Source organism: Acidovorax sp. Leaf78 (assembly GCF_001422735.1).
GTDB lineage: Bacteria > Pseudomonadota > Gammaproteobacteria > Burkholderiales > Burkholderiaceae_C > Acidovorax.
The window spans coordinates 43,753-64,010 of the sequence record NZ_LMLZ01000025.1 but is presented as its reverse complement, the minus strand read 5'-3'; the positions used below and the strand labels follow the sequence as shown (position 1 = coordinate 64,010).

The 20,258-nt window shown below is 67.1% G+C and carries 19 protein-coding genes; 13 read left to right on the top strand and 6 right to left on the bottom strand.

The features are described from left to right. Positions 1-33 precede the first annotated feature (33 nt). From ASF16_RS23735 to ASF16_RS23720, 4 genes are all read right to left on the bottom strand, one after another. A complete protein-coding gene (locus tag ASF16_RS23735; protein WP_056173200.1) occupies positions 34-1,251 on the bottom strand; it encodes a M20 aminoacylase family protein in 1,218 nt (405 codons plus the stop codon). 171 nt (positions 1,252-1,422) lie between these two features. Then, positions 1,423-2,403: an ABC transporter permease gene (locus ASF16_RS23730; RefSeq protein WP_056173198.1), complete on the bottom strand. Its 981-nt coding sequence runs from the start codon at positions 2,401-2,403 to the stop codon at positions 1,423-1,425. Positions 2,404-2,541: 138 nt separating this feature from the next. Beyond that, a complete protein-coding gene (locus tag ASF16_RS23725; protein ID WP_056173196.1) occupies positions 2,542-4,122 on the bottom strand; it encodes an ABC transporter substrate-binding protein in 1,581 nt (526 codons plus the stop codon). A 604-nt stretch (positions 4,123-4,726) separates the two neighbouring features. Continuing rightward, the gene (locus tag ASF16_RS23720; protein WP_056173194.1) at positions 4,727-5,773 is read right to left on the bottom strand and encodes a porin; all 1,047 of its coding nucleotides are present in this window, start codon (positions 5,771-5,773) and stop codon (positions 4,727-4,729) included. 317 nt (positions 5,774-6,090) lie between these two features. On the opposite strand from ASF16_RS23720, the gene coq7 reads away from it, so the two are divergent. Continuing rightward, positions 6,091-6,708 carry a 2-polyprenyl-3-methyl-6-methoxy-1,4-benzoquinone monooxygenase gene (gene coq7, locus ASF16_RS23715; RefSeq protein WP_056173192.1) on the top strand — a complete coding sequence of 206 codons (618 nt, stop codon included), beginning with the start codon at positions 6,091-6,093 and terminating at the stop codon, positions 6,706-6,708. A 143-nt stretch (positions 6,709-6,851) separates the two neighbouring features. Here the strand turns inward: coq7 and ASF16_RS23710 are convergent, their stop codons facing one another. After that, positions 6,852-7,301: an OsmC family protein gene (locus ASF16_RS23710; RefSeq protein WP_056173189.1), complete on the bottom strand. Its 450-nt coding sequence runs from the start codon at positions 7,299-7,301 to the stop codon at positions 6,852-6,854. Positions 7,302-7,672: 371 nt separating this feature from the next. On the opposite strand from ASF16_RS23710, the gene ilvA reads away from it, so the two are divergent. The 3 genes from ilvA to ASF16_RS23695 all read left to right on the top strand — a co-directional run bounded on the left by ilvA (position 7,673) and on the right by ASF16_RS23695 (position 10,757). Beyond that, positions 7,673-9,232 carry a threonine ammonia-lyase, biosynthetic gene (gene ilvA, locus ASF16_RS23705; protein ID WP_056173562.1) on the top strand — a complete coding sequence of 520 codons (1,560 nt, stop codon included), beginning with the start codon at positions 7,673-7,675 and terminating at the stop codon, positions 9,230-9,232. Between the two features lie 92 nt (positions 9,233-9,324). Further along, complete coding sequence (gene cobS, locus ASF16_RS23700) at positions 9,325-10,131, top strand: adenosylcobinamide-GDP ribazoletransferase (protein WP_056173187.1); 807 nt, start codon at positions 9,325-9,327, stop codon at positions 10,129-10,131. Beyond that, positions 10,128-10,757 carry a histidine phosphatase family protein gene (locus ASF16_RS23695; RefSeq protein ID WP_235507497.1) on the top strand — a complete coding sequence of 210 codons (630 nt, stop codon included), beginning with the start codon at positions 10,128-10,130 and terminating at the stop codon, positions 10,755-10,757. Before cobS ends, ASF16_RS23695 begins: the two co-directional genes overlap by 4 nt. 70 nt (positions 10,758-10,827) lie before the next feature. Here the strand turns inward: ASF16_RS23695 and ASF16_RS23690 are convergent, their stop codons facing one another. Beyond that, positions 10,828-11,283 (bottom strand): hypothetical protein, encoded by a 456-nt coding sequence (locus ASF16_RS23690; RefSeq protein WP_056173185.1) that lies wholly within the window; start codon positions 11,281-11,283, stop codon positions 10,828-10,830. A 48-nt stretch (positions 11,284-11,331) separates the two neighbouring features. Here ASF16_RS23690 and gspG point away from each other — a divergent pair, with 48 nt between their 5' ends. From gspG to gspD, 9 genes are all read left to right on the top strand, one after another. Further along, complete coding sequence (gspG, locus tag ASF16_RS23685; protein WP_304439424.1) at positions 11,332-11,784, top strand: type II secretion system major pseudopilin GspG; 453 nt, start codon at positions 11,332-11,334, stop codon at positions 11,782-11,784. Positions 11,785-11,911: 127 nt separating this feature from the next. Further along, on the top strand, positions 11,912-12,346 hold the full coding sequence (locus ASF16_RS23680) for a prepilin-type N-terminal cleavage/methylation domain-containing protein (RefSeq protein ID WP_056173177.1): 435 nt from the start codon (positions 11,912-11,914) through the stop codon (positions 12,344-12,346). Further along, entirely contained in the window at positions 12,343-12,741 is a 399-nt protein-coding gene (gene gspI / locus ASF16_RS23675) for a type II secretion system minor pseudopilin GspI (RefSeq protein WP_056173174.1), read from the top strand. Before ASF16_RS23680 ends, gspI begins: the two co-directional genes overlap by 4 nt. Positions 12,742-13,073: 332 nt before the next feature. After that, on the top strand, positions 13,074-13,751 hold the full coding sequence (locus ASF16_RS23670) for a type II secretion system protein J (protein WP_056173557.1): 678 nt from the start codon (positions 13,074-13,076) through the stop codon (positions 13,749-13,751). Continuing rightward, the gene (gene gspK / locus ASF16_RS23665; protein ID WP_082517120.1) at positions 13,748-14,833 is read left to right on the top strand and encodes a type II secretion system minor pseudopilin GspK; all 1,086 of its coding nucleotides are present in this window, start codon (positions 13,748-13,750) and stop codon (positions 14,831-14,833) included. The genes ASF16_RS23670 and gspK overlap by 4 nt, the downstream gene beginning before the upstream one ends. Before the next feature lie 95 nt (positions 14,834-14,928). Then, positions 14,929-16,230, top strand: coding sequence for a type II secretion system protein GspL (gspL, locus tag ASF16_RS23660; RefSeq protein ID WP_056173171.1), 1,302 nt, complete (start codon positions 14,929-14,931; stop codon positions 16,228-16,230). Next, a complete protein-coding gene (gspM, locus tag ASF16_RS23655; protein WP_056173166.1) occupies positions 16,227-16,790 on the top strand; it encodes a type II secretion system protein GspM in 564 nt (187 codons plus the stop codon). Before gspL ends, gspM begins: the two co-directional genes overlap by 4 nt. 48 nt (positions 16,791-16,838) lie before the next feature. Beyond that, the gene (gene gspN / locus ASF16_RS23650) at positions 16,839-17,648 is read left to right on the top strand and encodes a type II secretion system protein N (protein WP_056173164.1); all 810 of its coding nucleotides are present in this window, start codon (positions 16,839-16,841) and stop codon (positions 17,646-17,648) included. A 4-nt stretch (positions 17,649-17,652) separates the two neighbouring features. Then, positions 17,653-20,241, top strand: coding sequence for a type II secretion system secretin GspD (gene gspD / locus ASF16_RS23645; RefSeq protein ID WP_156372210.1), 2,589 nt, complete (start codon positions 17,653-17,655; stop codon positions 20,239-20,241). Positions 20,242-20,258: the final 17 nt, after the last annotated feature.

Here is a 20,258-nt window from a genome sequence, read left to right as displayed (position 1 = left end):
ATGGGATAAGGCAGTGCGCGAAGCGGCCAGCGCTCAGGGCATTGCCAAAGGCATCGACTGCTCGATCAGGCTTGCGTGCAGTGCAGCACCGAGCGGCAGGATGTCGTCGTTGAAGTCGTAGCGGCTGTTGTGCAGCGCGCTGCCGCTGGCACCCGTGCCCTGGCCGATGCGCAGGTAGGCACCGGGGCGGGTCTGGAGCATGAAGGAGAAGTCTTCCGCGCCCATGCTGGGTTCGAGGTCGCGCACCACATGGTCTGCGCCCAGCAGCGATTCGGCCACATCGCCCGCGAAGACGGCCTCGCTCTCGCTGTTGATGGTGGCGGGGTAGATGCGTTCGTAGTGCACGGTGGCGGTGGCGCCGAAGCCCAGGGCGATGGCGTTGCACAGCTCCTTGAGACGCTTTTCCACCATCTCCTGCACGACAGGGTCGAAGGTGCGCACGGTGCCCACCAGCGTGGCGGAACCGGGCAGCACGCTGAAGGCGCCCAGGTCGCCCGCCTGCGCCGCGCAGATGCTGACCACGGCGCTTTCGATGGGGCGCACATTGCGCGACACGATGCTTTGCGCCGCCGTGATGATGTGGGCCGCCACCACGAGCACGTCCACCGTCTGGTAGGCATGGGCGCCATGGCCGCCGCGGCCTGTGATCTCGATGGTGAAGCGGTCGGCCGCAGCCATCATGGGGCCGGAGTTGATGCCCACCGTGCCGGGCTTCATCGCGGGCCAGTTGTGCATGGCGTAGATGGACTGCACCGGAAACCGGTCGAACAGGCCGTCTTCCATCATCACGCGTGCGCCCGCCAGGCCTTCTTCGCCGGGCTGGAACACCAGCACTGCCGTGCCGTCGAAATTGCGGCTCTCGGCCAGGTAGCGCGCAGCGCCCACCAGCATGGCGGTGTGGCCGTCGTGGCCGCAGCCGTGCATCAGGCCGGGCTTGCACGACTTCCAGGAGAAGTCGTTGTGTTCGGCCAGGGGCAGTGCATCCATGTCTGCGCGCAGGCCGACCATGCTGCCGCTGGAGGTGCTGCGCCCCCGGATGGTGGCGACGATGCCGGTGCGACCGATGCCTTCGTGGATCTCGTCCACGCCGCACACGCGGAGGGCTTCCTTGACCCGGTGCCCGGTGTAGATCTCTTCAAAGCCCAGTTCGGGGTGCGCATGCAGGTCGCGGCGCAGCGCGGTCAGCTCGGGGTGGAACTGCGCGATCTGCGCGAACGCCCGGCCTCCGGCTTTGTATTTCAGCGACTGCATTTCAGGCGTCCAGAAAGTTCGTGCAACACCCACAGCCGGCGAAACCGGCGCGGCCCAGGCCAGCGCTCCCGCGCAAGGGCCGCCCCGCCGCGCAGGCGGCGTGTCCAGCCCTTGCGGTGCGGGCGTCCCCACTCTGGGGAGATGGCGCGAAGCGACTCAGGGGAAAGTTCATCAGTGCCCCCCTGCCTTGCCCACGCGCAGACGGGGGTCCACGGCGAAATACAGCAGGTCGACCACCAGGTTGATCACCACAAAGATGAGGGCGATCAGGCACAGGTAAGCGGCCATCACGGGGATGTCGGCGAACGTCACGGCCTGGATGAACAGCAGGCCCATGCCGGGCCACTGGAACACGGTCTCGGTGATGATGGCAAATGCGATCAGGCCACCGAGCTGCAGCCCGGTGATGGTCATCACGGGCACCAGCGTGTTCTTGAGCGCGTGGCCGAAGTGGATGGCCCGGTTGGACAGGCCGCGGGCGCGGGCAAACTTGATGTAGTCGGTGCGCAGCACTTCCAGCATCTCGGCGCGCACCAGCCGCATGATCAGCGTGAGCTGGAAGATCGCCAGCGTGATGGCCGGCAGCGTGATGTGGTGCCAGCCCTTGGCCTTGAGCAGGCCCGTGCTCCACCAGCCCAGCTGCACCACCTCGCCCCGGCCGAAGCTTGGGAACCAGCCCAGCGTGACCGCAAACACCAGGATGAGCAGGATGCCGATGAGGAAGGTCGGCAGCGACACACCCAGCAGCGACAGCGTCATGAACAGCTGGCTGGCGAAGGTGCCGCGCTTGAGCGCTGCATACACACCCATGGGCACACCAATGACCAGCGCCAGCACGGCCGCCACAAGCGCCAGCTCCAGCGTCGCCGGAAAGCGTTCTGCGATGAGGCGGGACACTTTGGCACCCTGGCGCAGACTCAGGCCGAATTCGCCCTGTGCTGCGTTCACGAGGAAGTGCCAGAACTGTACGAAGAAGGGTTTGTCCAGGCCCAGGGAAGCGCGCAGCTCCCGGATCTGGTCAGCGGTGGCATCCTGCCCCAAAAGGAACACCACGGGGTCGCCCACATACTGGAACAGCATGAAGGAGATGAAGGCCACCGTGACCATGACAATCACAGCCTGGATCAGGCGGCGCAATATAAAGGCGAGCATCGGGAAGTCGAGTGAGTGTTCGATAGGGACGCCGCAGCCACTTTTGATGGCGGGGACGCCGGTGGGCAATACGTCGTCAAACTAAACCAAAGAGAGCAAGGGCCCTGGGGCCCTTGCTCTCAGTGTGTCGAGAATAAATCAGTTCACCTTGACCGTACGCATATCCACGCGGTTATCGGCGCGGTGGACAAGCTCCACGTTCTTCTTCATGGCCCATGGGATCACCTGGTCATGCAAAGGAAGGTGGGACACGGTGTCGTTGGACAGCTGCAGCGCTTCGGTCAGCATGCGGGTGCGCACAGGTGCGTCCGTCTCTGCCTTGATGCGGTCGACCAGATAGTCCATGCGCTGGTTGCTGTAGCGGCCCACGTTGTAGTTGCCGTCGCCGCCCTGGCCCACCGAGCGGGTGAGCGATTGCAGGCTGTACAGCGCGTCGAAGGTCGGCACGCCCCAGCCCAGCATGTAGATGCTGGCTTCGTAGCGCTGGATCATCGGGAAGTAGTTGACCAGCGGCAAGGTGCGCAGCTTGGCCTTCACGCCCACGCGCGACCACATCGCGGTCACGGCCTGGCAGATAGCTTCGTCGTTGATGTAGCGGTTGTTCGGGCAGGCGAAGTCCACTTCGAAGCCATCGGGGTAGCCGGCTTCGGCCAGCAGCTTCTTGGAAGCCTCGACGCTGTACGGGAAGCGCTTGCCCACGGCTTCGGTGTAGCCCGCCACCTGGGGTGCCACGATGGTGCCAGTGGGCTTGCCCAGACCGCGCATGATGTTGCGCGAGATGGTGTCCGCGTCGATGGCCTGGTACAGGGCCTTGCGCACGCGCACGTCCTTGAGCGGGTTCTTGCCCTTGATGTTGGAGCCTGGCAGTTCTTCGCGGAACTGGTCCATGCCCAGGAAGATGGTGCGGTTCTCGATGCCGTCGATCACCTTGAGGTCAGGGCTGGCGCGCAGGCGGCCCAGATCCTGGGGTGTGGGGTCAAGCACCATGTCGACTTCGCCAGAGATCAACGCGGCGATCCGCGTCGCATTGGACTTGATCGGCGTGTAGGTGATCTCGGTCACGTTGCCGTCCATCTTGCCCCACCAGTTGGGGTTGCGCTTGAACACCATCTTCACGTCAGGCTGCCACGAGTCCAACGTGTAAGGGCCGGTGCCCATGGCATTGCGGTGGGCGAAGTTTTCGTCCGAGCCCTTGATGTCCTTGGGTTCGACCGACTTGTTCTTTTCGGCCCAGGCCTTGCTCATGATGCGCAGCTCGGTCATCTGGCGCAGCAGCACGGGGTTGGGTGCGGACAGGATCACGTCGAAGGTCTGTGCGTCGACCTTGTTGACCTTGCTGATGCCCTGCACGTAGGGCGTGAAGTTGGAGGTCTTGGCCATCGCGCGCTGGATGGAGTAGACCGCGTCGTCGGTGGTCAGTGTCGACCCATCATGGAACTTGACGCCCTGGCGCAGGGTAAAACGCACCTGCGTGGGGCTCACTTCCTTCCAGGAGGTGGCCAGCACGGGCTCCACATCAAACGTCTTGCTGTTGTAGTAAACCAGGGTCTCGTACACGTTCGCGTGAATGCCGTTTTGCAGCGCGTTGTTCTGGGAATGGATGTCCCACGTCGAGATCTCTCCCTGGCTTGCCCATTTGAATGGCTTGGCATGCAACGCTGGCGACGCCAGCACGGCTGCAGCCGCAGCCACCGACAAAAGACTGTATTTGAGTTTCATGGAACCCTCTAGATTTAAAAGTTTTACTATGCAGTAAAGGTTGCTCTATAGCCAACGGGAAATCCCTGAATCCCGGGTGTCCTGAAGGGCCTATGAAAGCCGTTTCGACCCTGTACTGCATGCAAAGATGGTGCCAAGAAATACGTGACAGCCATATCAAGTCGCGCGGCGGCTGCGAACCCGTCGAATGCTGCGGATGGAGGGGCCAAATCAACCGGGTTGTGCCGCTTTGGCCGTCTTGATGTGCACGGAGTTACCACTGATATCCGACGAAGAAACCAGAGGCTCTGCGGACTTGATGGATGGCCGTGGCGCAGCAGCATCCATGTGCAAGCTTGTCGAGCGGTCTGGGCACCAGACAATAGCCGCGATGCCCCAATAACGGGACAGGGTGCGCAGCCTCTTTGCGATGTGCTCTGACCCCTCGCTGATCGCACGACTCACGCACTCACGTGTTCACATGTTCACGTATTCACGTATTCACGTATTCACACTCAAGCACGCACTGTCTTTCGCAAGCTTTTCGAGCAGACAAAAAAAAGCCACCCGAAGGTGGCTTTTTCTTTGCTTTGATATCTCAACTGGCCATAAGCCAGTTTTGATATTAGAAGCTGTGGCGGATACCGAAGTCGTAACCGCTGGAGTTGCGGCCAGCTGCGGTCACTGCGTTGTTCAGAGCGATGGCGGAGCCATTCTTGTTCTTCACAGCAGCAACAGTAGCGTACACAGCGGTGCGCTTCGACAGGTTGTGGACATAGCCCAGAGCGAACTTGTTCGCACGTGGATCTGCACCGGGAACTTCGATTTCGTACGTGGAGTACGACAGGCGGACTTCGCCGGCGCCAACAGGAACCAGACCACCGATCAGGAAGCCCTTGCCTTCAGGTCCGTTCTTCACGTCGTCTTGGTTGTAGTGAGCCATGATCTTGGCAACGCCCAGATCGTACTGACCACCCAGGTTCCAGGACTTGATGTCTGCATTCAGGAACTTGGTTTGCGAGAGAGCCAGGGCCACATTGATGGGGCCGTTAGCGTAACCAACGCGAGCTGCCAGGCCGTTGCCGTCCTTCTTGTTGGCAGCGTTGCTCAGGTTTTCACCCATGTAGTACTGTGCTTGGCCGTAGAAGCCGCCCAGATTGCCTGGCAGGAAGTAGCCGATGGCGTTCGAAGCGCGGGTGTTGGTTGGGCCACCCAGGTTAGCCGTTTGGGTCACGGTCGTGCCAACGCCGTTCGTGCCGAACGGATCGAACACGGTCAGGTTCCAGAATTGTGGGGTGTAGTCACGGCCCAGACGCACTTCACCGAAGCCGCCGTTCAGGCTGACCGTCGAACGACGGTTGAAAGTCAGGCCGCCGCCAGAGCTGGTAGCCGCTTGGTTGTTGGTGTTGGTAACGCCGCCGGTGCCGTTGTCGTTGTTCAGACCAGCTTCCAGCCAGAACGAAGCGGACAGACCGCCACCCAGATCTTCAACGCCACGGAAACCCAGACGGCTGCTGTTGTAGCCGGAGTTCGTCAGTTGCGAACGGTTAGCGACGCTGCCGTTACCGTAAGCGTAGGTTGCATCAACCACGCCGAACAGGGTCACGGAAGATTGAGCCATTGCAGCGCCGGAAGCAGCCAGCACAGCCAGGGCAATCAGGGATTTTTTCATTGCGAGTTACTCCAAGGTTAAACATAGGGCGCCGGTACGGGGGGTCTATGGTGAATGCACACCTGCACAGTCCCGCCGGTTCCCCGGGCCAACCTCCTGGTGGGGAAGTTGTTCTTATTGCACCAGACCCAGCCGGGTTTCGCAAAGGAATTCACCCACAATCGGCCCGAAAGGGGAAATCCGTTGCAGTGTTGCAACATTTAAGTGCGCACCGGCAAAATCGCTTCTTCGCCTTGCGACAAGCCCAAAAACAAGAGCGCGCACATGTATCCATGTGCAACTTGTGTTTCCAGACCCTTGTCATTCCGAAAGCAACCATGGATTCTTTGCTCACTGCGGCCGATAACGCGCTCCGCACACTTTTCGCCAAGCCCCGCGCAGGCGCACCGACGCCGGCGCACGGCCTGGCTGAGCCCTCCCTGAGCCCTGCCGACAAACGGCTGGCGGGTGCGTTGATGCGCGTCAACCATGTGGGCGAAGTGTGCGCCCAGGCGCTCTACACCGCCCAGGCGGCGGTGACGCGCGACGCCGCGCTGCGCGCCCATTTGCTGGAAGCAGCGCGTGAAGAGACGGACCACTTGGCATGGACCCAGCAGCGGCTGGATGCCCTGAGTTCGCGGCCCAGCCTGCTCAACCCCCTGTGGTTCACAGGGGCATTTGCGCTGGGACTGGTGGCGGCCAAGATCAGTGACCGCGCCAGCCTGGGGTTCGTTGCAGAAACGGAAAAACAGGTGGCGGCGCATCTGGCCAGCCATTTGCACCGGCTCCCGGTGCAGGATGTGCCCTCACGCGCCGTAGTGGCCCGGATGAAGGACGATGAAGAGCGCCATGCCGCGCAGGCCCGCGCCTCCGGGGCCGTGGAGCTGCCGTTCCCAGCCCGCGCGGCGATGAAGGTGGCGGCCAAGGTGATGACCACGACGGCGCACTACCTCTGAGCCAGATCGACTCGGCCCGGCCGGGCCGATCAGTCAGCCAGCCAGCCAGTTCACCCTGGCCGGGAGAATGGCCGGTCCATGAGGTAACAAGGGGGACCAGGGGGCCGGCCACCCCCCCGCCAGTGGACCGGCAGCGCTTCAAATCAGGCCTCCAGCACCTCGAACCCGGTCGTGATTTCAGCCGTCTTGCCCAGCATGATGCTGGCCGAGCAGTACTTGTCGTGGCTCATGGCAATGGCGCGCTCCACGGCCACGGCCGGAATGGCCTTGCCCGTCACCGTGAAATGCATGTGGATCTTGGTGAACACCTTCGGATCGGTCTGCGCGCGCTCGGTGGTCAGCTTGACGCTGCAGCCACGCACGTCGTGGCGGCCGCGCTTCAAGATCAGCACCACGTCGTAGGCCGTGCAGCCGCCCGTCCCCGCCAGCACGGTCTCCATGGGCCGGGGCGCCAGGTTCTGGCCGCCGTTGGCCGGGTTGGCGGCATCGGGCGCGCCGTCCATGGTGAGGACGTGGCCGCTGCCGGTCTCGGCCACGAAGCCCATGCCCGAGCGCGTTCCTGCGCCACCGGTCCAGCTGACTGTGCATTCCATTGATGTTTCTCCTTGATGACGTGGTTTTTTTCGCACGGATTGACCGCGCGGCGGGAATTTGCTGCAGATTTTGCTGCATCGCAACAAGTCTCGCGGTAAACTTCTGGACATGCGCTGCTTTTTTCAGTGATTGCTGAAGATGCAGACGGCACGGCCTGAAGTGCTCCGCGTTCACGGCCTGCCACGCACCGATTGTCTCCTCCATCTCCTCAAAGGATGGATTCAGCCCCTGGCCTTACGGCCCGGGGCTTTTTTTTGCCCGGCTGCGTCTGGCCATGGGCGGCACACAGCACTGGTCCAGCCCCCAAAGGCCCACCCTCTATGATGTGAGCCCCGCCAACCGGCGGCGCTCCACAGCCTGCCTGCCCGCCATGACCCAGCACCTGACTCCCGCCGACTACCTCAAGAAGATCCTGACCGCCCGCGTGTACGACGTGGCCGTCGAGTCGGCGCTGGAGCCTGCCAACAACCTGAGCCGGCGCCTTCACAACAAGGTGCTTTTGAAGCGCGAAGACCAGCAGCCGGTGTTCAGCTTCAAGCTGCGCGGTGCTTACAACAAGATGGCGCACCTCACGCCGGAGCAACTGGCGCGCGGCGTGATCTGCGCGTCGGCTGGCAACCACGCCCAGGGCGTGGCCATGAGCGCCCACAAGCTGGGCACGCGCGCGGTGATCGTCATGCCCACCACGACACCGCAACTCAAGATCGATGCGGTCCGCACCCTGGGCGGCGATGTGGTGCTGCACGGCGAGAGCTACTCCGACGCCTACGAACACGCGGCCCGCCTGCAACAGGAGCAGGGCCTGACGTTCGTGCACCCCTTCGACGACCCGGACGTGATCGCAGGCCAGGGCACCATTGCGATGGAAATCCTGCGCCAGCTGCAAAGTCTGGGCAGCAACCAGCTCGATGCGGTGTTCGTGGCCATCGGCGGCGGCGGGCTGGTCTCGGGCGTGGCCAACTACATCAAGGCCGTGCGGCCCGAGATCAAGGTGATCGGCGTGCAGATGAACGACTCGGACGCGATGATCCAGTCCGTCAACGCCCACCAGCGCGTCACGCTGCCCGACGTCGGCCTGTTCTCGGACGGTACGGCCGTCAAGCTCGTGGGTGAAGAGACCTTCCGCGTCGCCAGCGGCCTGGTGGACGAGTTCATCACCGTGGACACCGACGCCGTCTGCGCAGCCATCAAGGACATCTTCGTGGACACGCGCAGCATCGTCGAGCCCGCCGGCGCACTGGCCGTGGCCGCCATCAAGCAGTACGTGGCCGAGCACAAGACCACGGGCGAGACCTACGCCGCCATCCTGTGCGGCGCCAACATGAACTTCGACCGCCTGCGCTTCGTGGCCGAGCGCGCCGAAGTGGGCGAAGAGCGCGAAGCCCTGTTCGCCGTCACCATCCCCGAGGAGCGCGGCAGCTTCCGCCGCTTTTGCGAAGTGGTGGGCGGCCTGCCCGGCGGCCCGCGCAACGTGACCGAGTTCATCTACCGCATCAGCGACGAGTCCCGTGCGCATGTGTTCGTGGGCCTGACCACCAACGGCCGGGGCGAGTCGACGGAGATCGCCGGCAACTTCGGCCGCCACGGCTTCGAGGCGCTGGACCTCACCCACGACGAACTGGCCAAGGAGCATCTGCGCCACCTGGTGGGCGGCCATTCGGCACTGGCGCAGGACGAGCGGCTGATGCGCTTCACCTTCCCCGAGCGCCCCGGCGCGCTGCTCAAGTTCCTGAGCCTGATGCAGCCCACCTGGAACATCAGCCTGTTCCACTACCGCAACCAGGGCGCCGACTATGGCCGCATCCTCGTGGGCATGCAGGTGCCCGCCGAGGACAAGGCCGCGTTCGACGCCTTCCTGGCCACGCTGGGCTACCCGTATGTGGAAGAGACGCTGAACCCGGCCTACCGCCTGTTCCTGCGCTCCAAATAATGCACAAAAATGGCCTCTACCGCTTGATAGACAAGCGCTAGAAGCTATAAAAATTGTAGCAAACCCCCACCGCACTCCAGGTCACGCACGCCATGCAAGCCCTGCGCCACTACCTGCTGGCCGTGCAGTTCTTCACCCGCATTCCGGTCACCGGCCGGCTGGCCGACTGGGTGGGCTTCAGCCCCGCCATGTTGCGCGCCAGCGCGGCGCACTTTCCGGGCATCGGCTGGCTGGCGGCGCTGCTGTCGGTGGCCGTCTATGCGGCCCTGCACTGGGCGCTGGCTCCCAGCCCGTGGGCCCCCGCCGTGGCGGCGGTGCTGTGCACGGTGGCCACCGTGCTGATGACGGGCGGCTTCCATGAAGACGGGCTGGCCGATGTGGCCGACGGCCTGGGCGGCAGTGCCGACCGGGAGCGCGCACTCGACATCATGAAAGACTCGCGCATCGGGGCCTACGGCGCCATGGCGCTGGTGCTGGCCCTGCTCGCCAAGCTCAGCCTGCTGTCGCTGCTGGGCGCCCACAGCCTGCTGGCCGCCACGTCGGCCCTGGTGGGCGCGCATGTGCTGTCGCGCCTGTGGCCGCTGTTCATCGTGCGCAGCCTGCCGCATGTGGGCGACACGGCCCGCTCCAAGAGCAAGCCGCTGGCCGACCAGATCTCGGGTGGCGCATTGGCCGCTGCCGTAGCCTGGTGCCTGGTGCCGCTGGCGCTGGTGGCGTATGCCCAGCCAGCGGTCTATCTGACGGCCTCCATCGCATTGAGTGGCGTGTCGGCGGCCTGGATGGCGCGCTGGTTTGCGCGCCGGCTGCAGGGCTTTACCGGCGACTGCCTGGGCGCCACGCAGCAGGTCAGCGAGATCGGCTTTTACCTGGGCGCAGCGCTGGCCCTGCGCTGGATGTGAAACATCCACAGACCGGCACGGCCGCCGTGCGCGGCCCCCGCCTCTGGCTGGTGCGCCACGCACAGCCGCTGGTGGCACCCGGCACCTGTTACGGGGCGCTGGATGTATCTGCCGACGCCGCAGCGACACACGCCGCGGCAGCACGCCTGGCGGCCGCCCTGCCCGGCCAGGCGCGTGTGCACCACTCCACGCTACAAAGATGTGAGCAGCTGGCGCGGAGCCTGCAAGCGCTGCGGCCCGATCTGGCATCAAAACCCGACGCGCGGCTGGTCGAAATGGATTTCGGCGCCTGGGAAGGACGGGCCTGGGACACCATCGCCCGTGCGGAGATCGATGCGTGGACCGCCAGCTTTGCCAACTACCGGACGGGCGGCGGCGACAACCTGGCCTCGGTGCTGCAACGCGTGGCCGCGGCGCTGGACGCCCATTGCAGTCCAGCCGCCAGCCTTGCCGCCCAGGCCCCATTGGCGGGCGGCACCGTGCCGGATGTGGTGTGGATCACGCACGCCGGGGTGATCCGCTGCGTTGCCTGGCTGCGTGCCCATGGCAGCGCGCTGCCGCGGTCGGAGGAATGGCCCGTGGCAGCACCCAGCTGGGGCGAATGGGAGACATTGGGATTGACCTGAGCGACTGCGCCCAGGTGCTTGAGGGGAAAACGGGGACACTGGAACGCTTTTACGCGTTCTTACACCCGGGTCAGTTCTTGAGCGGCATGTCCAGCGTGAGCGTGGCCGGGCCATCCATCGAGCCGCCGAGCTGCGCCTGGCGCGGGCCCAGCGCCTGCAGCACCAGCCCTTCGTCCACCGCGGCCCCCACCCGGAAGGGCTTGGCGGGCTTGCCATCCACCACGATCAGCGCCGCACCGCCGCCACTGGTGCGGCCCGACAGAACCCCGATCAGCGCGAACCGGCTGGCCAGTGTGGGCACCGGCGCCGCAGGTGCCGCCCCTGCCACCGAAGGCACGGCGCCGAGCAGACGGGCCAGCGCTTGCGCGTCGGGCGCCACGGCCGCCGGGAGCACCACGGGCGCCGCCGTACCCGCGGCCGGAGCTGACAGGCGCAAGCCCCAGAACACCACGCTGGCGCCCGCCGCCGCCCAAAGCGCCAGAGTCCCCAGGCGTACGCCCCATTTGCTGTGTGAATTGGTCACCATGCGGGGATTATGATTCACGCGATCCGACCATCCGAGAGACCGCCAGCAGTGAACACCTCCTTTCCTCTCCTCTTGCGCTCCGCCCGCCGCAGTCTGGCCCGGGGCTTCACCCTCATCGAGCTGATGGTGGTGCTCGTCATCATCGGCGTGCTGGCCGCCCTCATCGTGCCCAATGTGCTCGAACGCGCCGACGACGCACGTGTCACTGCCGCCCGCACCGACATCACCAACATCATGCAGGCGCTCAAGCTGTACCGCCTGGACAACCAACGCTACCCCACGGCCGAACAGGGCCTGCAGTCGCTGATCATCAAGCCCTCGGCCGGCCCCGTGCCCAACAACTGGAAGCTCTATCTGGAGAAGCTGCCCAACGACCCCTGGGGCCGCCCCTACCAGTACCTGAACCCCGGCATCAAGGGCGAGATCGACGTGATGTCGTTCGGCGCCGACGGCCAGTCCGGTGGCGAGGGCAAGGACTCGGACATCGGCAGCTGGCAATAGTCATGTGGGCCCCCACGGTCGCGCACTGCGTGTCGCTCCCTGCCCCCCGAGGGGGCCGCGTTCCGCCTTGGGGCGGCCCGGCGGCGGAGTTCACACAGCGTGACGTGCATCGCTAGGTCCTGACTCCATGTCTCTTCGCTCGCGCGGCTTCACGCTGCTGGAACTGCTGGTCGTCGTCAGCATCATCGCCCTGGCCACGGCAGGGGTGGGCATTGCCATGCGCGATAGCGGCCAGACGCTGGTCGAGCGAGAGGCGGCGCGGCTGGCCGCACTGCTGGAGTCGGCCCGCGCGCAGTCCCGCGGAGGCGGCATACCGGTGGTGTGGCGTGCCAACCCGCGCGGCTTCCAGTTCGAAGGCCTGCCGCCCAGCGCACAGGCCACGCTGCCCAGTCAATGGCTCGACTCCGGCACGGCGGTGCGCGGCAATGGCGTGCTGGTGCTGGGCCCGGAGCCGCTGATCGGCCGGCAGCAGGTGTTGATCACGCACCAGGCATTTCCTGAGCGCACGCTGAGCGTCGCCACTGACGGCGTGCGGCCCTTCACCGTCGAGACCGTGCAGTGAGTGGCGATCCAAGGCAGGTTGCACGGCGCCCGCAGCCGCAGCAACACCAGCAGGGCTTCACGCTGGTCGAGGTGCTCGTCGCGCTGAGCATCGTGGCCATCGCCCTCATGGCGGGCCTGCAGGCCACCACGGCCCTCACGCGCAATGCGCTGCGCCAGTCGGACATCGTGCTGGCCCAGTTGTGCGCCGAGAACGAGCTGGTCAAGGCCCGGCTGTCGCGCCAGATGCCCAGCGTGGGCGACAGCACGCTCACCTGCGAGCAGGCGGGCCGGCAGCTCACCGTGGCCGTGATCGTGCGCCCCACGCCCAACCCGAGCTTTCGGCGGGTGGATGCGCAGGTGCTGGATGGGGACAACTCCATCCTGCGGGTCTCGACCATCATCGGAAGGTATTAATGCCCCCCCTGAGTCGCTTCGCGCCTTCCCCCCGTGGGGGGGACGCACCCGGTGGCCTGGCAAAGCCAGTTCCACGGGTGCCCTCGCCTTGCGCCGCGCCGGTTGCGACGTCTGCACGCAGCTTCACGTTGGCAGGGCTCCCGATTCGCTTTGCGCCTTCCACCCGTTGGGGGGGCGCACCCGGTGGCTTGGAGAAGTCAGTTCCACGGATGCCTTTGCCTTGCACTGCGCCGCTTGCATGCGGCCCTGTATCCCATACGCCCAAACCGTTCGGGCTGAGCTTGTCGAAGCCTCGCGCAGCGCTTGGATCAGCTCAACGTGAACGGTTCCGTATTTCTCAACGCAGATCGGCCTCGAAGACTGCGCGCGGCTTCACGCTGGTCGAGCTGCTGCTCGCGATTGCGGTGATGAGCCTGCTGGCCATCCTCAGCTGGCGCGGGCTCGATGGCATGGTGCGGGCGCAGGAGATCACGCGGCAGCGGGCCGATGAGATGCTGGTGCTGCAGTCGTCCCTGGGCCAGTGGGGCACGGACCTCGATGCACTGATGCCGATTGCCAACACCACGCCGCTCGACTGGGACGGCCAGGTGCTGCGCCTGACGCGCCGCACCAGTGCCGTGCCCGACGAGGGCGCGCTGGTGGTGGCCTGGACGCTGCGCGGCGCGCAGGGCGCGGGCCAGTGGGTACGCTGGCAATCGCCCCCGGTGCGCACGCGCGCTCAGTGGCAAGAGGCCTGGGCGCTGGCCGCCCAGTGGGCGCGCACCCCTGGCGACGCGGAGCGGCGCTACGAGATGGCGCTGCTGCCGCTGCAGGACTGGCAGATCTTCTACTACCGCGGCGGTGCCTGGTCCAACGCGCAATCGAGCAGCGGCTCGACCACCGCCGAGAGCACCACGGCCGCCATCCCTGACGGCGTGCGCCTGCAGATCACGCTGCCCCCGGGCCAGGCGCTGGTCGGGCAGCTCACGCGCGACTGGGTGAACCCCCTGCTGGGCGGAGGCAGGTCATGACCGGCCACCTCAGCGGTCTCACCGCTCGCCCCACAGCCAGCGCCACCCCGTGCGCTGCGCAGGTCACCCCAGCCCCACGGCGGCATCGGCCCCTGGCGGGTGCGCGCCGCTTGCACCAGGCGCGCGGCGCGGCGCTGCTGCTGGCCATGCTCACCGTCACCCTCGTGGCCACGTTCGCTGCGTCGGCTATGTGGCAGCAGTGGCGGGCGGTGGAGGTCGAGACGGCCGAGCGCGCGCGCGTGCAGTCGGCATGGATCCTCATCGGCTCGCTCGACTTCTCGCGCCTGATCCTGCGCGAGGACGGCCGCTCGGGCGGCGCGGACCACCTGGCCGAGCCCTGGGCCGTGCCGCTGCAAGAGGCCCGCCTGTCCACCTTTCTGGCGGCCGACAAGAACGTGAGCCAGGTCGACGATGCCAGCACCGACACCACAGAGGCGTTCCTCTCGGGCCAGATCACCGACGCGCAGGGGCGGCTGAACCTGTCCAACCTGGTGGTCAACGGCAAGGTGCAGGACGTGGGCCAGCGGCAATTCATGCGGCTGTTCGAGCGGCTGGGCCTGCCGCAGCAGGAACTGAGCGCACTGGTGGACGGCATGCAGCGCGCCCAGGCTGCAGGCAGCGGAGACAGCGGCAATGCCCCGTTGATGCCGCCATCCATCACGCAGTTGGGCTGGCTGGGCCTGTCGCAAAGCACCGTTCTTGCGCTCACGCCCCATGTGTCGTTGTTGCCTCCCAACACTCCCGTCAACATCAACACGGCCGGCATCGACGTGCTGCTGGCGGCCATCGCCGGCCTCGACATGGCCAGCGCCCAGAAGATCCTGCAGGTCCGCGAGTCGCGCCACTTCCGCACGCTGTCCGAGGTGCGCGAACTGCTGGGCGCCACCATCGACATCCCCGAAAGCACGCTGGCCGTGGCCTCGTCGTACTTCGAGGTGCGCGGCCGGCTGCGGCTGGGCGATGCCATGGTGGACGAGCGCTCGCTGGTCCGCAAACAGGGCATCGAGGTCACCACCCTGTGGCGCGAACGCGGGGCCTTCGACCGTGAATCCGGCCCCGGCACGGCCCAGGTGCCGCGATAGAACCCGCGCCCAGACGCAGCGGATTGGAGACACCTGGGCGGCGTTGGCCCGACAGTGTCAAGTCCGCCCTCTAAAATGGCCCGCAAAACCCCTCCATGAGCACCCTCATCCTTTTCCTGCCGCCGGCCCGTCCGGGCCCCGCCACCGAGTACAGCTACACGCTGACGGCGGACGGCCACACTGCCATCCGACACGCCACCGCCCCGGCGGCCCTGCTGCCTGAACCCACGCGCCCCGGCGGCGAGGTGGTGGCCGTGGTGCCCGCGCGCGCGCTGTCGTGGCAACGCGTGCAACTGCCGCCGGGCATCGCGCTCGGTGCCGGCCAGCAGACGCCGCGCCTGCGCTCGGTGCTCGACGGCCTGCTGGAAGACCGCCTTCTGGACGACGCCAGCCAGCTGCATTTCGCGCTGCAGCCCGGCGCGCAGGCGGGCGAGCCTTTGTGGGTGGCCGTGTGCGACCGCGCCTGGCTGCGCGAAAACCTGCAGGCCCTGGAGGCCGCGGGCCGCCGCGTGGCGCGCGTGGTGCCTGAATTCGCGCCCGGCCCCACTGCCAGCGGCCGCCCCGAACTGTGCGCACTGGGCACCCCCGAAGACGCGTGCGTGGTGCTCACCGGCCAGGGCCCAAGCCAAGGCGTGGCCGTGCTGCCCCTGTCGAACATGGCCCTGGCGCTGGCCCGCGCCGGCGCCCCCGGCACACCCCCTGCGCCCGGCGACGAGGACGATGCCCTGGTGGTGCGTGCCGAGCCCGCCGTGGCAGCGCTGGCCGAGCGCACCCTGGGGCAGCGCGTGGCACTGCACACCGCCAGCCAGCGCGCGCTGGATGCCGCGCGCAGCGACTGGGACCTGGCCCAATTCGACCTGGCCAGCACCGGCCGCACACGCGCCCTGCGCAAGGCGGGCAGCCTGGCCAGCGCGCTGCTGCATGCGCCGCAATGGCGCGCCGCACGCTGGGGCGCCGCGCTGCTGGTGGTGGCGCATCTGGTGGGCCTCAATGCCTGGGCCTGGCAGGAGCGCCAGGCCATGGTGGCCAAGCAGGCCGCCGTGCGCTCCACGCTGACGCAGACCTTCCCCAAGGTGCAGGTGGTGGTCGACGCACCGGTTCAGATGGAGCGCGAACTGGCGCAGCTGCGGCAAGCCGCCGGCAGCGTGTCGACCCGCGACCTGGAGCCCCTCTTGGCCGCCGGGGGCGCAGCACTGCCCGCCGGCCGCCAGCCCACCGCCATCGAATACACCCCGGGCGAGCTACGCCTGCGCGGCGTGACCCTGGGCCCGGACGAAGAAACCGCACTGTCTGCCAGCCTGCAGGCCGCGGGCTACCAGGCCCGGGTGGACGACGGCAGCCTGCTGCTGCGCGCCGCCGAAGGCCGCTTGCCACCGACTGCGAAAGGCGCACCATGAGCACCCGCCCGTCGTCCAGCGCCGCGCTGCGCGCCCGCTGGCAAACCCTGGCCCCACGCGAGCAGACCCTGGTGCTGGCCGCTGGCGGTCTCGTGGCGTTCGCGCTGCTGTGGTGGGTGGCCGTGGCACCGGCCCTGGCCACGCTGCGCGCCGCCCCTGCGCGCCATGCAGAGCTCGACGCCCAGCTTCAGCAGATGCAAAGCCTGCGCGCAGAAGCGCAGCAGCTGCAGTCCACCCCCCGCAACACGCGCGGCGACTCGGTGGGTGCGCTGCGTGCCGCACTGGCGCAGCGCCTGGGCAACACGGCACAGATCAATGTCATCGGCGACCGCGCCACCGTCACACTCAAGGGCGCCCCCGCCGACGCGCTGGGCCAGTGGCTGGCCCAGGCCCGCAGCAATGCGCGCGCAGCGCCCATCGAGGCGCGCCTGGCACGCAGCGCCGCGGCCGCACCCGCAACCCCCAACGGGGCGGCAGCACCCGTGGTGCTGGGCAGCGCCCGCGCCATGCCGCGCTGGGATGGCACGCTGGTCCTGGCCCTGCCGCCCGCCCAGCCCTGACCAGCACTGCCTGCACGACTTCACGCACTGAACGCACCCCCCAACCCCGTGGCCACTTATTCCCGACACCGACCACCTGCTTCGCAAACGCCCCGCTCTGCCTGGGGCTGGGCGCTGGCGGGCGCCCTGGCAGGCGTATTGCCCGCCATGGTGGTGTTTGCGCCGGCGCAGTGGCTGGCCCACAGCGTGACTGACGCCACCGGGGGGCAGGTGCAGCTGCTGCAGGCGCGCGGCACGGTATGGACCGGGTCGGCGCAACTGGTGTTGACCGGCGGCAGCGCCAGCCAAGACCGCGCCGCCCTGCCCGGCCGCCTGGACTGGCGCATACGCCCCAGCTTCAGCGGCCTGCGCGCGCAGATCCATGCGGACTGCTGCACACCCCAGCCGCTGCAACTGCAGATCGGCGCGGGCCTGTACGGTGCACAGCTCACCGTGATCGACGGCGAAAGCCTGTGGCCCGCGTCGGTGCTGACGGGGCTGGGCACCCCCTGGAACACCCTGCAGCCCCAAGGCCAACTGGTGCTGCAGACCCGTGGCCTCACCGCCCGCTGGAGCGCGGGCCGCATGGCGCTGGCAGGCCAGGCGCAACTGGACGCACGGGCGATGTCATCGCGCCTGTCCACCCTGCGCCCCATGGGCAGCTACAGGCTGGCGGTGCAGGGCGGCGAAGTGCCCACGCTCACGCTGAGCACGCTCGACGGACACCTGCAGCTGAGCGGCTCGGGCCAATGGGTGGGCCAGCGCCTGCGCTTCACGGGCGAGGCCAGCGCCGCCCCCGAGCGCGAAGCGGCCCTGGCCAATCTTCTGAACATCATTGGACGGCGCAGCGGCGCGCGCTCCATCATCACCGTGGGTTGACCCTATGACTTCCTTGCTCTCACCCCGCCTCGATTTTGCTCTCAAAGCGATAGCTGCCAGCGTCCTGCTGGCTTGCGTCAGCGGCCAAATCAATGCACAAACCGCGATCGACACCCGCACCGGCAGCGTGCGCTCCGGCGAGCCGGTCACGCTGAACTTTGCCAACGCCGAGATCGAAGCCGTGGCCCGCACCATGGCCACCATCACCGGCCGCAACGTGGTGGTCGACCCCCGCGTCAAGGGCCAGCTCAACCTCGTCACCGAGCGTGCCGTGACCCCGGCAGCGGCCTTCCAGCAGTTCCTGGCCGCGCTGCGCCTGCAGGGCTTCACCGTGGTCGAAGCGGCGGGCCTGTACAAGGTGGTGCCCGAGGCCGACGCCAAGCTGCAGGGCGGCAGCGTGAGCGTGGTGCAGGGCAGCTCCGGCAGCGCGCCCGGCGGCGGGCAGATCGTCACGCAGATCTTCAAGCTGAACTTTGAAAACGCGGCCAACCTGGTGCCCGTGCTGCGCCCCCTGATCAGCCCCAACAACACCATCAACGTGAACCCCGGCAACAACTCGCTGGTGATCACCGACTACGCCGACAACCTGCAGCGCCTGGCACGCATCGTGGCGGCCATGGACGTCTCCAACGCCAGCGACGTGGAGGTGATCCCTCTGCGCAACGCCGTGGCCACTGACCTGGCGCCGCTGGTGGCGCGCCTCATCGACGGCGGCAGTGCCGCCGTTGGCGTGCCGGCCGCTGGCCAGGGGCAATCGGACACGTCGTTCAAGACCACGCTGATCGCCGAGCCGCGCAGCAACTCGCTGATCCTGCGCGCCGCCAACCCGGCCCGCGTGGCGCAGGTACGCGCACTGGTGGACCGGCTGGACCAGGCACCCGTGCCCGGCAGTAGTGCGGCCACGGGCAACATCCATGTGGTCTACCTCAAGAACGCCGACGCCACCAAGCTCGCGACCACACTGCGCGCTGCCATGGCGGCGATGGGCACTGGCAACAGCTCGGGGGGTGCCGCCGTCGGCGGCGGTGCCAGCAGCCCCGCTGCGCAGAGCGGCAGCCTGAGCGGCGGCAACAACAGCGGGAGCATGCTGTCGACGGGTACGGGCCTGTCAGCCGGCAATAACGGAGGGCTGGGCGGTGGCAACAACACCATGGGCACCGCCAGCACCAACAACAACCAGCCGTCCACCGGCGGTCAGATCCAGGCGGACCCCACCACCAATTCGCTCATCATCACGGCGCCCGAGCCGCTATACCGCCAGCTGCGTGCCGTGATCGACCAACTCGACGGGCGGCGTGCACAGGTGCTGGTGGAAAGCCTGATCGTCGAAGTCGCGGCCAACAAAGTGGCGCAGTTCGGCATCCAGTGGCAGGGCATCCTGGGCAAGCAGGGCGATGGCACCGTGGGCGTCATCGGCACGAATTCCGGCGCTGCCGGAGCCAACATCCTGGGCGTGACAGCGGCCATCGCTTCGGGCAACGCCACCACCATCGCCACGGCGGCGGCCGGCCTGGGCGGCGGCCTGAACCTGGCCCTGGCGCCGCGCATCAATGGTCAGTACTACCTGGGCGCACTGGCCAACTTTCTTCAAAACAGCGGCGATGCCAACGTGCTGTCGACTCCCAACATCATGACGCTGGACAACGAAGAGGCCCGGATCCTCATCGGCACCAACGTGCCGTTTGTCACAGGCTCGTACGCCAACTCCACCGGCAGCAGCACGGTGAACCCCTTCACCACCGTGGAGCGCAAGGACGTGGGCCTGATGCTCAAGGTGCGTCCGCAGATCGGCGAGAACGGCACCGTGAAGATGGCGATCTACCAGGAAATCTCCAAGATCGACGATGCGACCCGCAACAACGTCAACGGCCCCAGCACCAGCAAACGCTCGGTGGAGTCGAACGTGCTGGTGGACGATGGCAGCATCATCGTGATCGGCGGCCTGCTGGAGGACACCTACTCGCAGGGCGAAGACAAGGTCCCCGTGATGGGCGACCTGCCCGTGGTGGGCAACCTGTTCAAGAGTGAGAACCGCAAGCGCAGCAAGACCAACCTGATGATCTTCCTGCGGCCGATCGTGGTGCGTGACAACGCCACCAGCGAAGCCTTGGTGGTCGACCGCTACGAAGCCATCCGCGCGCTGCAACACTCCACCCAGCCCGCACCAAGCTTGGTGATGGGCTCGGTGTCCGGGGCACCAGTGCTGCCGGCACTGGCCGAGCGCGCGGCTCCCGTGGCACGTCCAGCCCCTATCCCTCCATCCGTCGTGCCCGTACCTGCGCCGCTGCAAGAGCTGACACCAGTGACGCCGCCAGCGCAGCCCGTGCCGGGTACCACGCCGATGAGCAGCACTGTGTCTCTGTACTACGTCAACGTCGGCACTTTCGGCGATGACGCGCAGTCCATGGCCTCGATGGCCCGCCTGCGCAATTCGGCGCTGCCGCTGGCGCTGCAGTCGGTGGAGACCAACCGCGGCACAGCCACCCGCGTGCGCGTGGGTCCCTATGCGACCGAAGAGGCTGCCCAGGCTGCCGCAGCCACTGTGCGCGGCAAGCTGGCGCTGAACGCCACGGTGGCGGCGCAGCCGCTGTAAGCCAGGGACCGCCCACA

Excerpts from the sequence above, each read along its gene's own strand:
- ASF16_RS23735 (WP_056173200.1), bottom strand. The coding sequence starts at position 1,251 with ATGCAGTCGCTGAAATACAAAGCCGGAGGCCGGGCGTTCGCGCAGATC.
- ASF16_RS23730 (WP_056173198.1), bottom strand. The coding sequence starts at position 2,403 with ATGCTCGCCTTTATATTGCGCCGCCTGATCCAGGCTGTGATTGTCATG.
- ASF16_RS23725 (WP_056173196.1), bottom strand. The coding sequence starts at position 4,122 with ATGAAACTCAAATACAGTCTTTTGTCGGTGGCTGCGGCTGCAGCCGTG.
- ASF16_RS23720 (WP_056173194.1), bottom strand. The coding sequence starts at position 5,773 with ATGAAAAAATCCCTGATTGCCCTGGCTGTGCTGGCTGCTTCCGGCGCT.
- coq7 (WP_056173192.1), top strand. The coding sequence starts at position 6,091 with ATGGATTCTTTGCTCACTGCGGCCGATAACGCGCTCCGCACACTTTTC.
- ASF16_RS23710 (WP_056173189.1), bottom strand. The coding sequence starts at position 7,301 with ATGGAATGCACAGTCAGCTGGACCGGTGGCGCAGGAACGCGCTCGGGC.
- ilvA (WP_056173562.1), top strand. The coding sequence starts at position 7,673 with ATGACCCAGCACCTGACTCCCGCCGACTACCTCAAGAAGATCCTGACC.
- cobS (WP_056173187.1), top strand. The coding sequence starts at position 9,325 with ATGCAAGCCCTGCGCCACTACCTGCTGGCCGTGCAGTTCTTCACCCGC.
- ASF16_RS23690 (WP_056173185.1), bottom strand. The coding sequence starts at position 11,283 with ATGGTGACCAATTCACACAGCAAATGGGGCGTACGCCTGGGGACTCTG.
- ASF16_RS23680 (WP_056173177.1), top strand. The coding sequence starts at position 11,912 with ATGTCTCTTCGCTCGCGCGGCTTCACGCTGCTGGAACTGCTGGTCGTC.
- gspK (WP_082517120.1), top strand. The coding sequence starts at position 13,748 with ATGACCGGCCACCTCAGCGGTCTCACCGCTCGCCCCACAGCCAGCGCC.
- gspL (WP_056173171.1), top strand. The coding sequence starts at position 14,929 with ATGAGCACCCTCATCCTTTTCCTGCCGCCGGCCCGTCCGGGCCCCGCC.
- gspM (WP_056173166.1), top strand. The coding sequence starts at position 16,227 with ATGAGCACCCGCCCGTCGTCCAGCGCCGCGCTGCGCGCCCGCTGGCAA.
- gspD (WP_156372210.1), top strand. The coding sequence starts at position 17,653 with ATGACTTCCTTGCTCTCACCCCGCCTCGATTTTGCTCTCAAAGCGATA.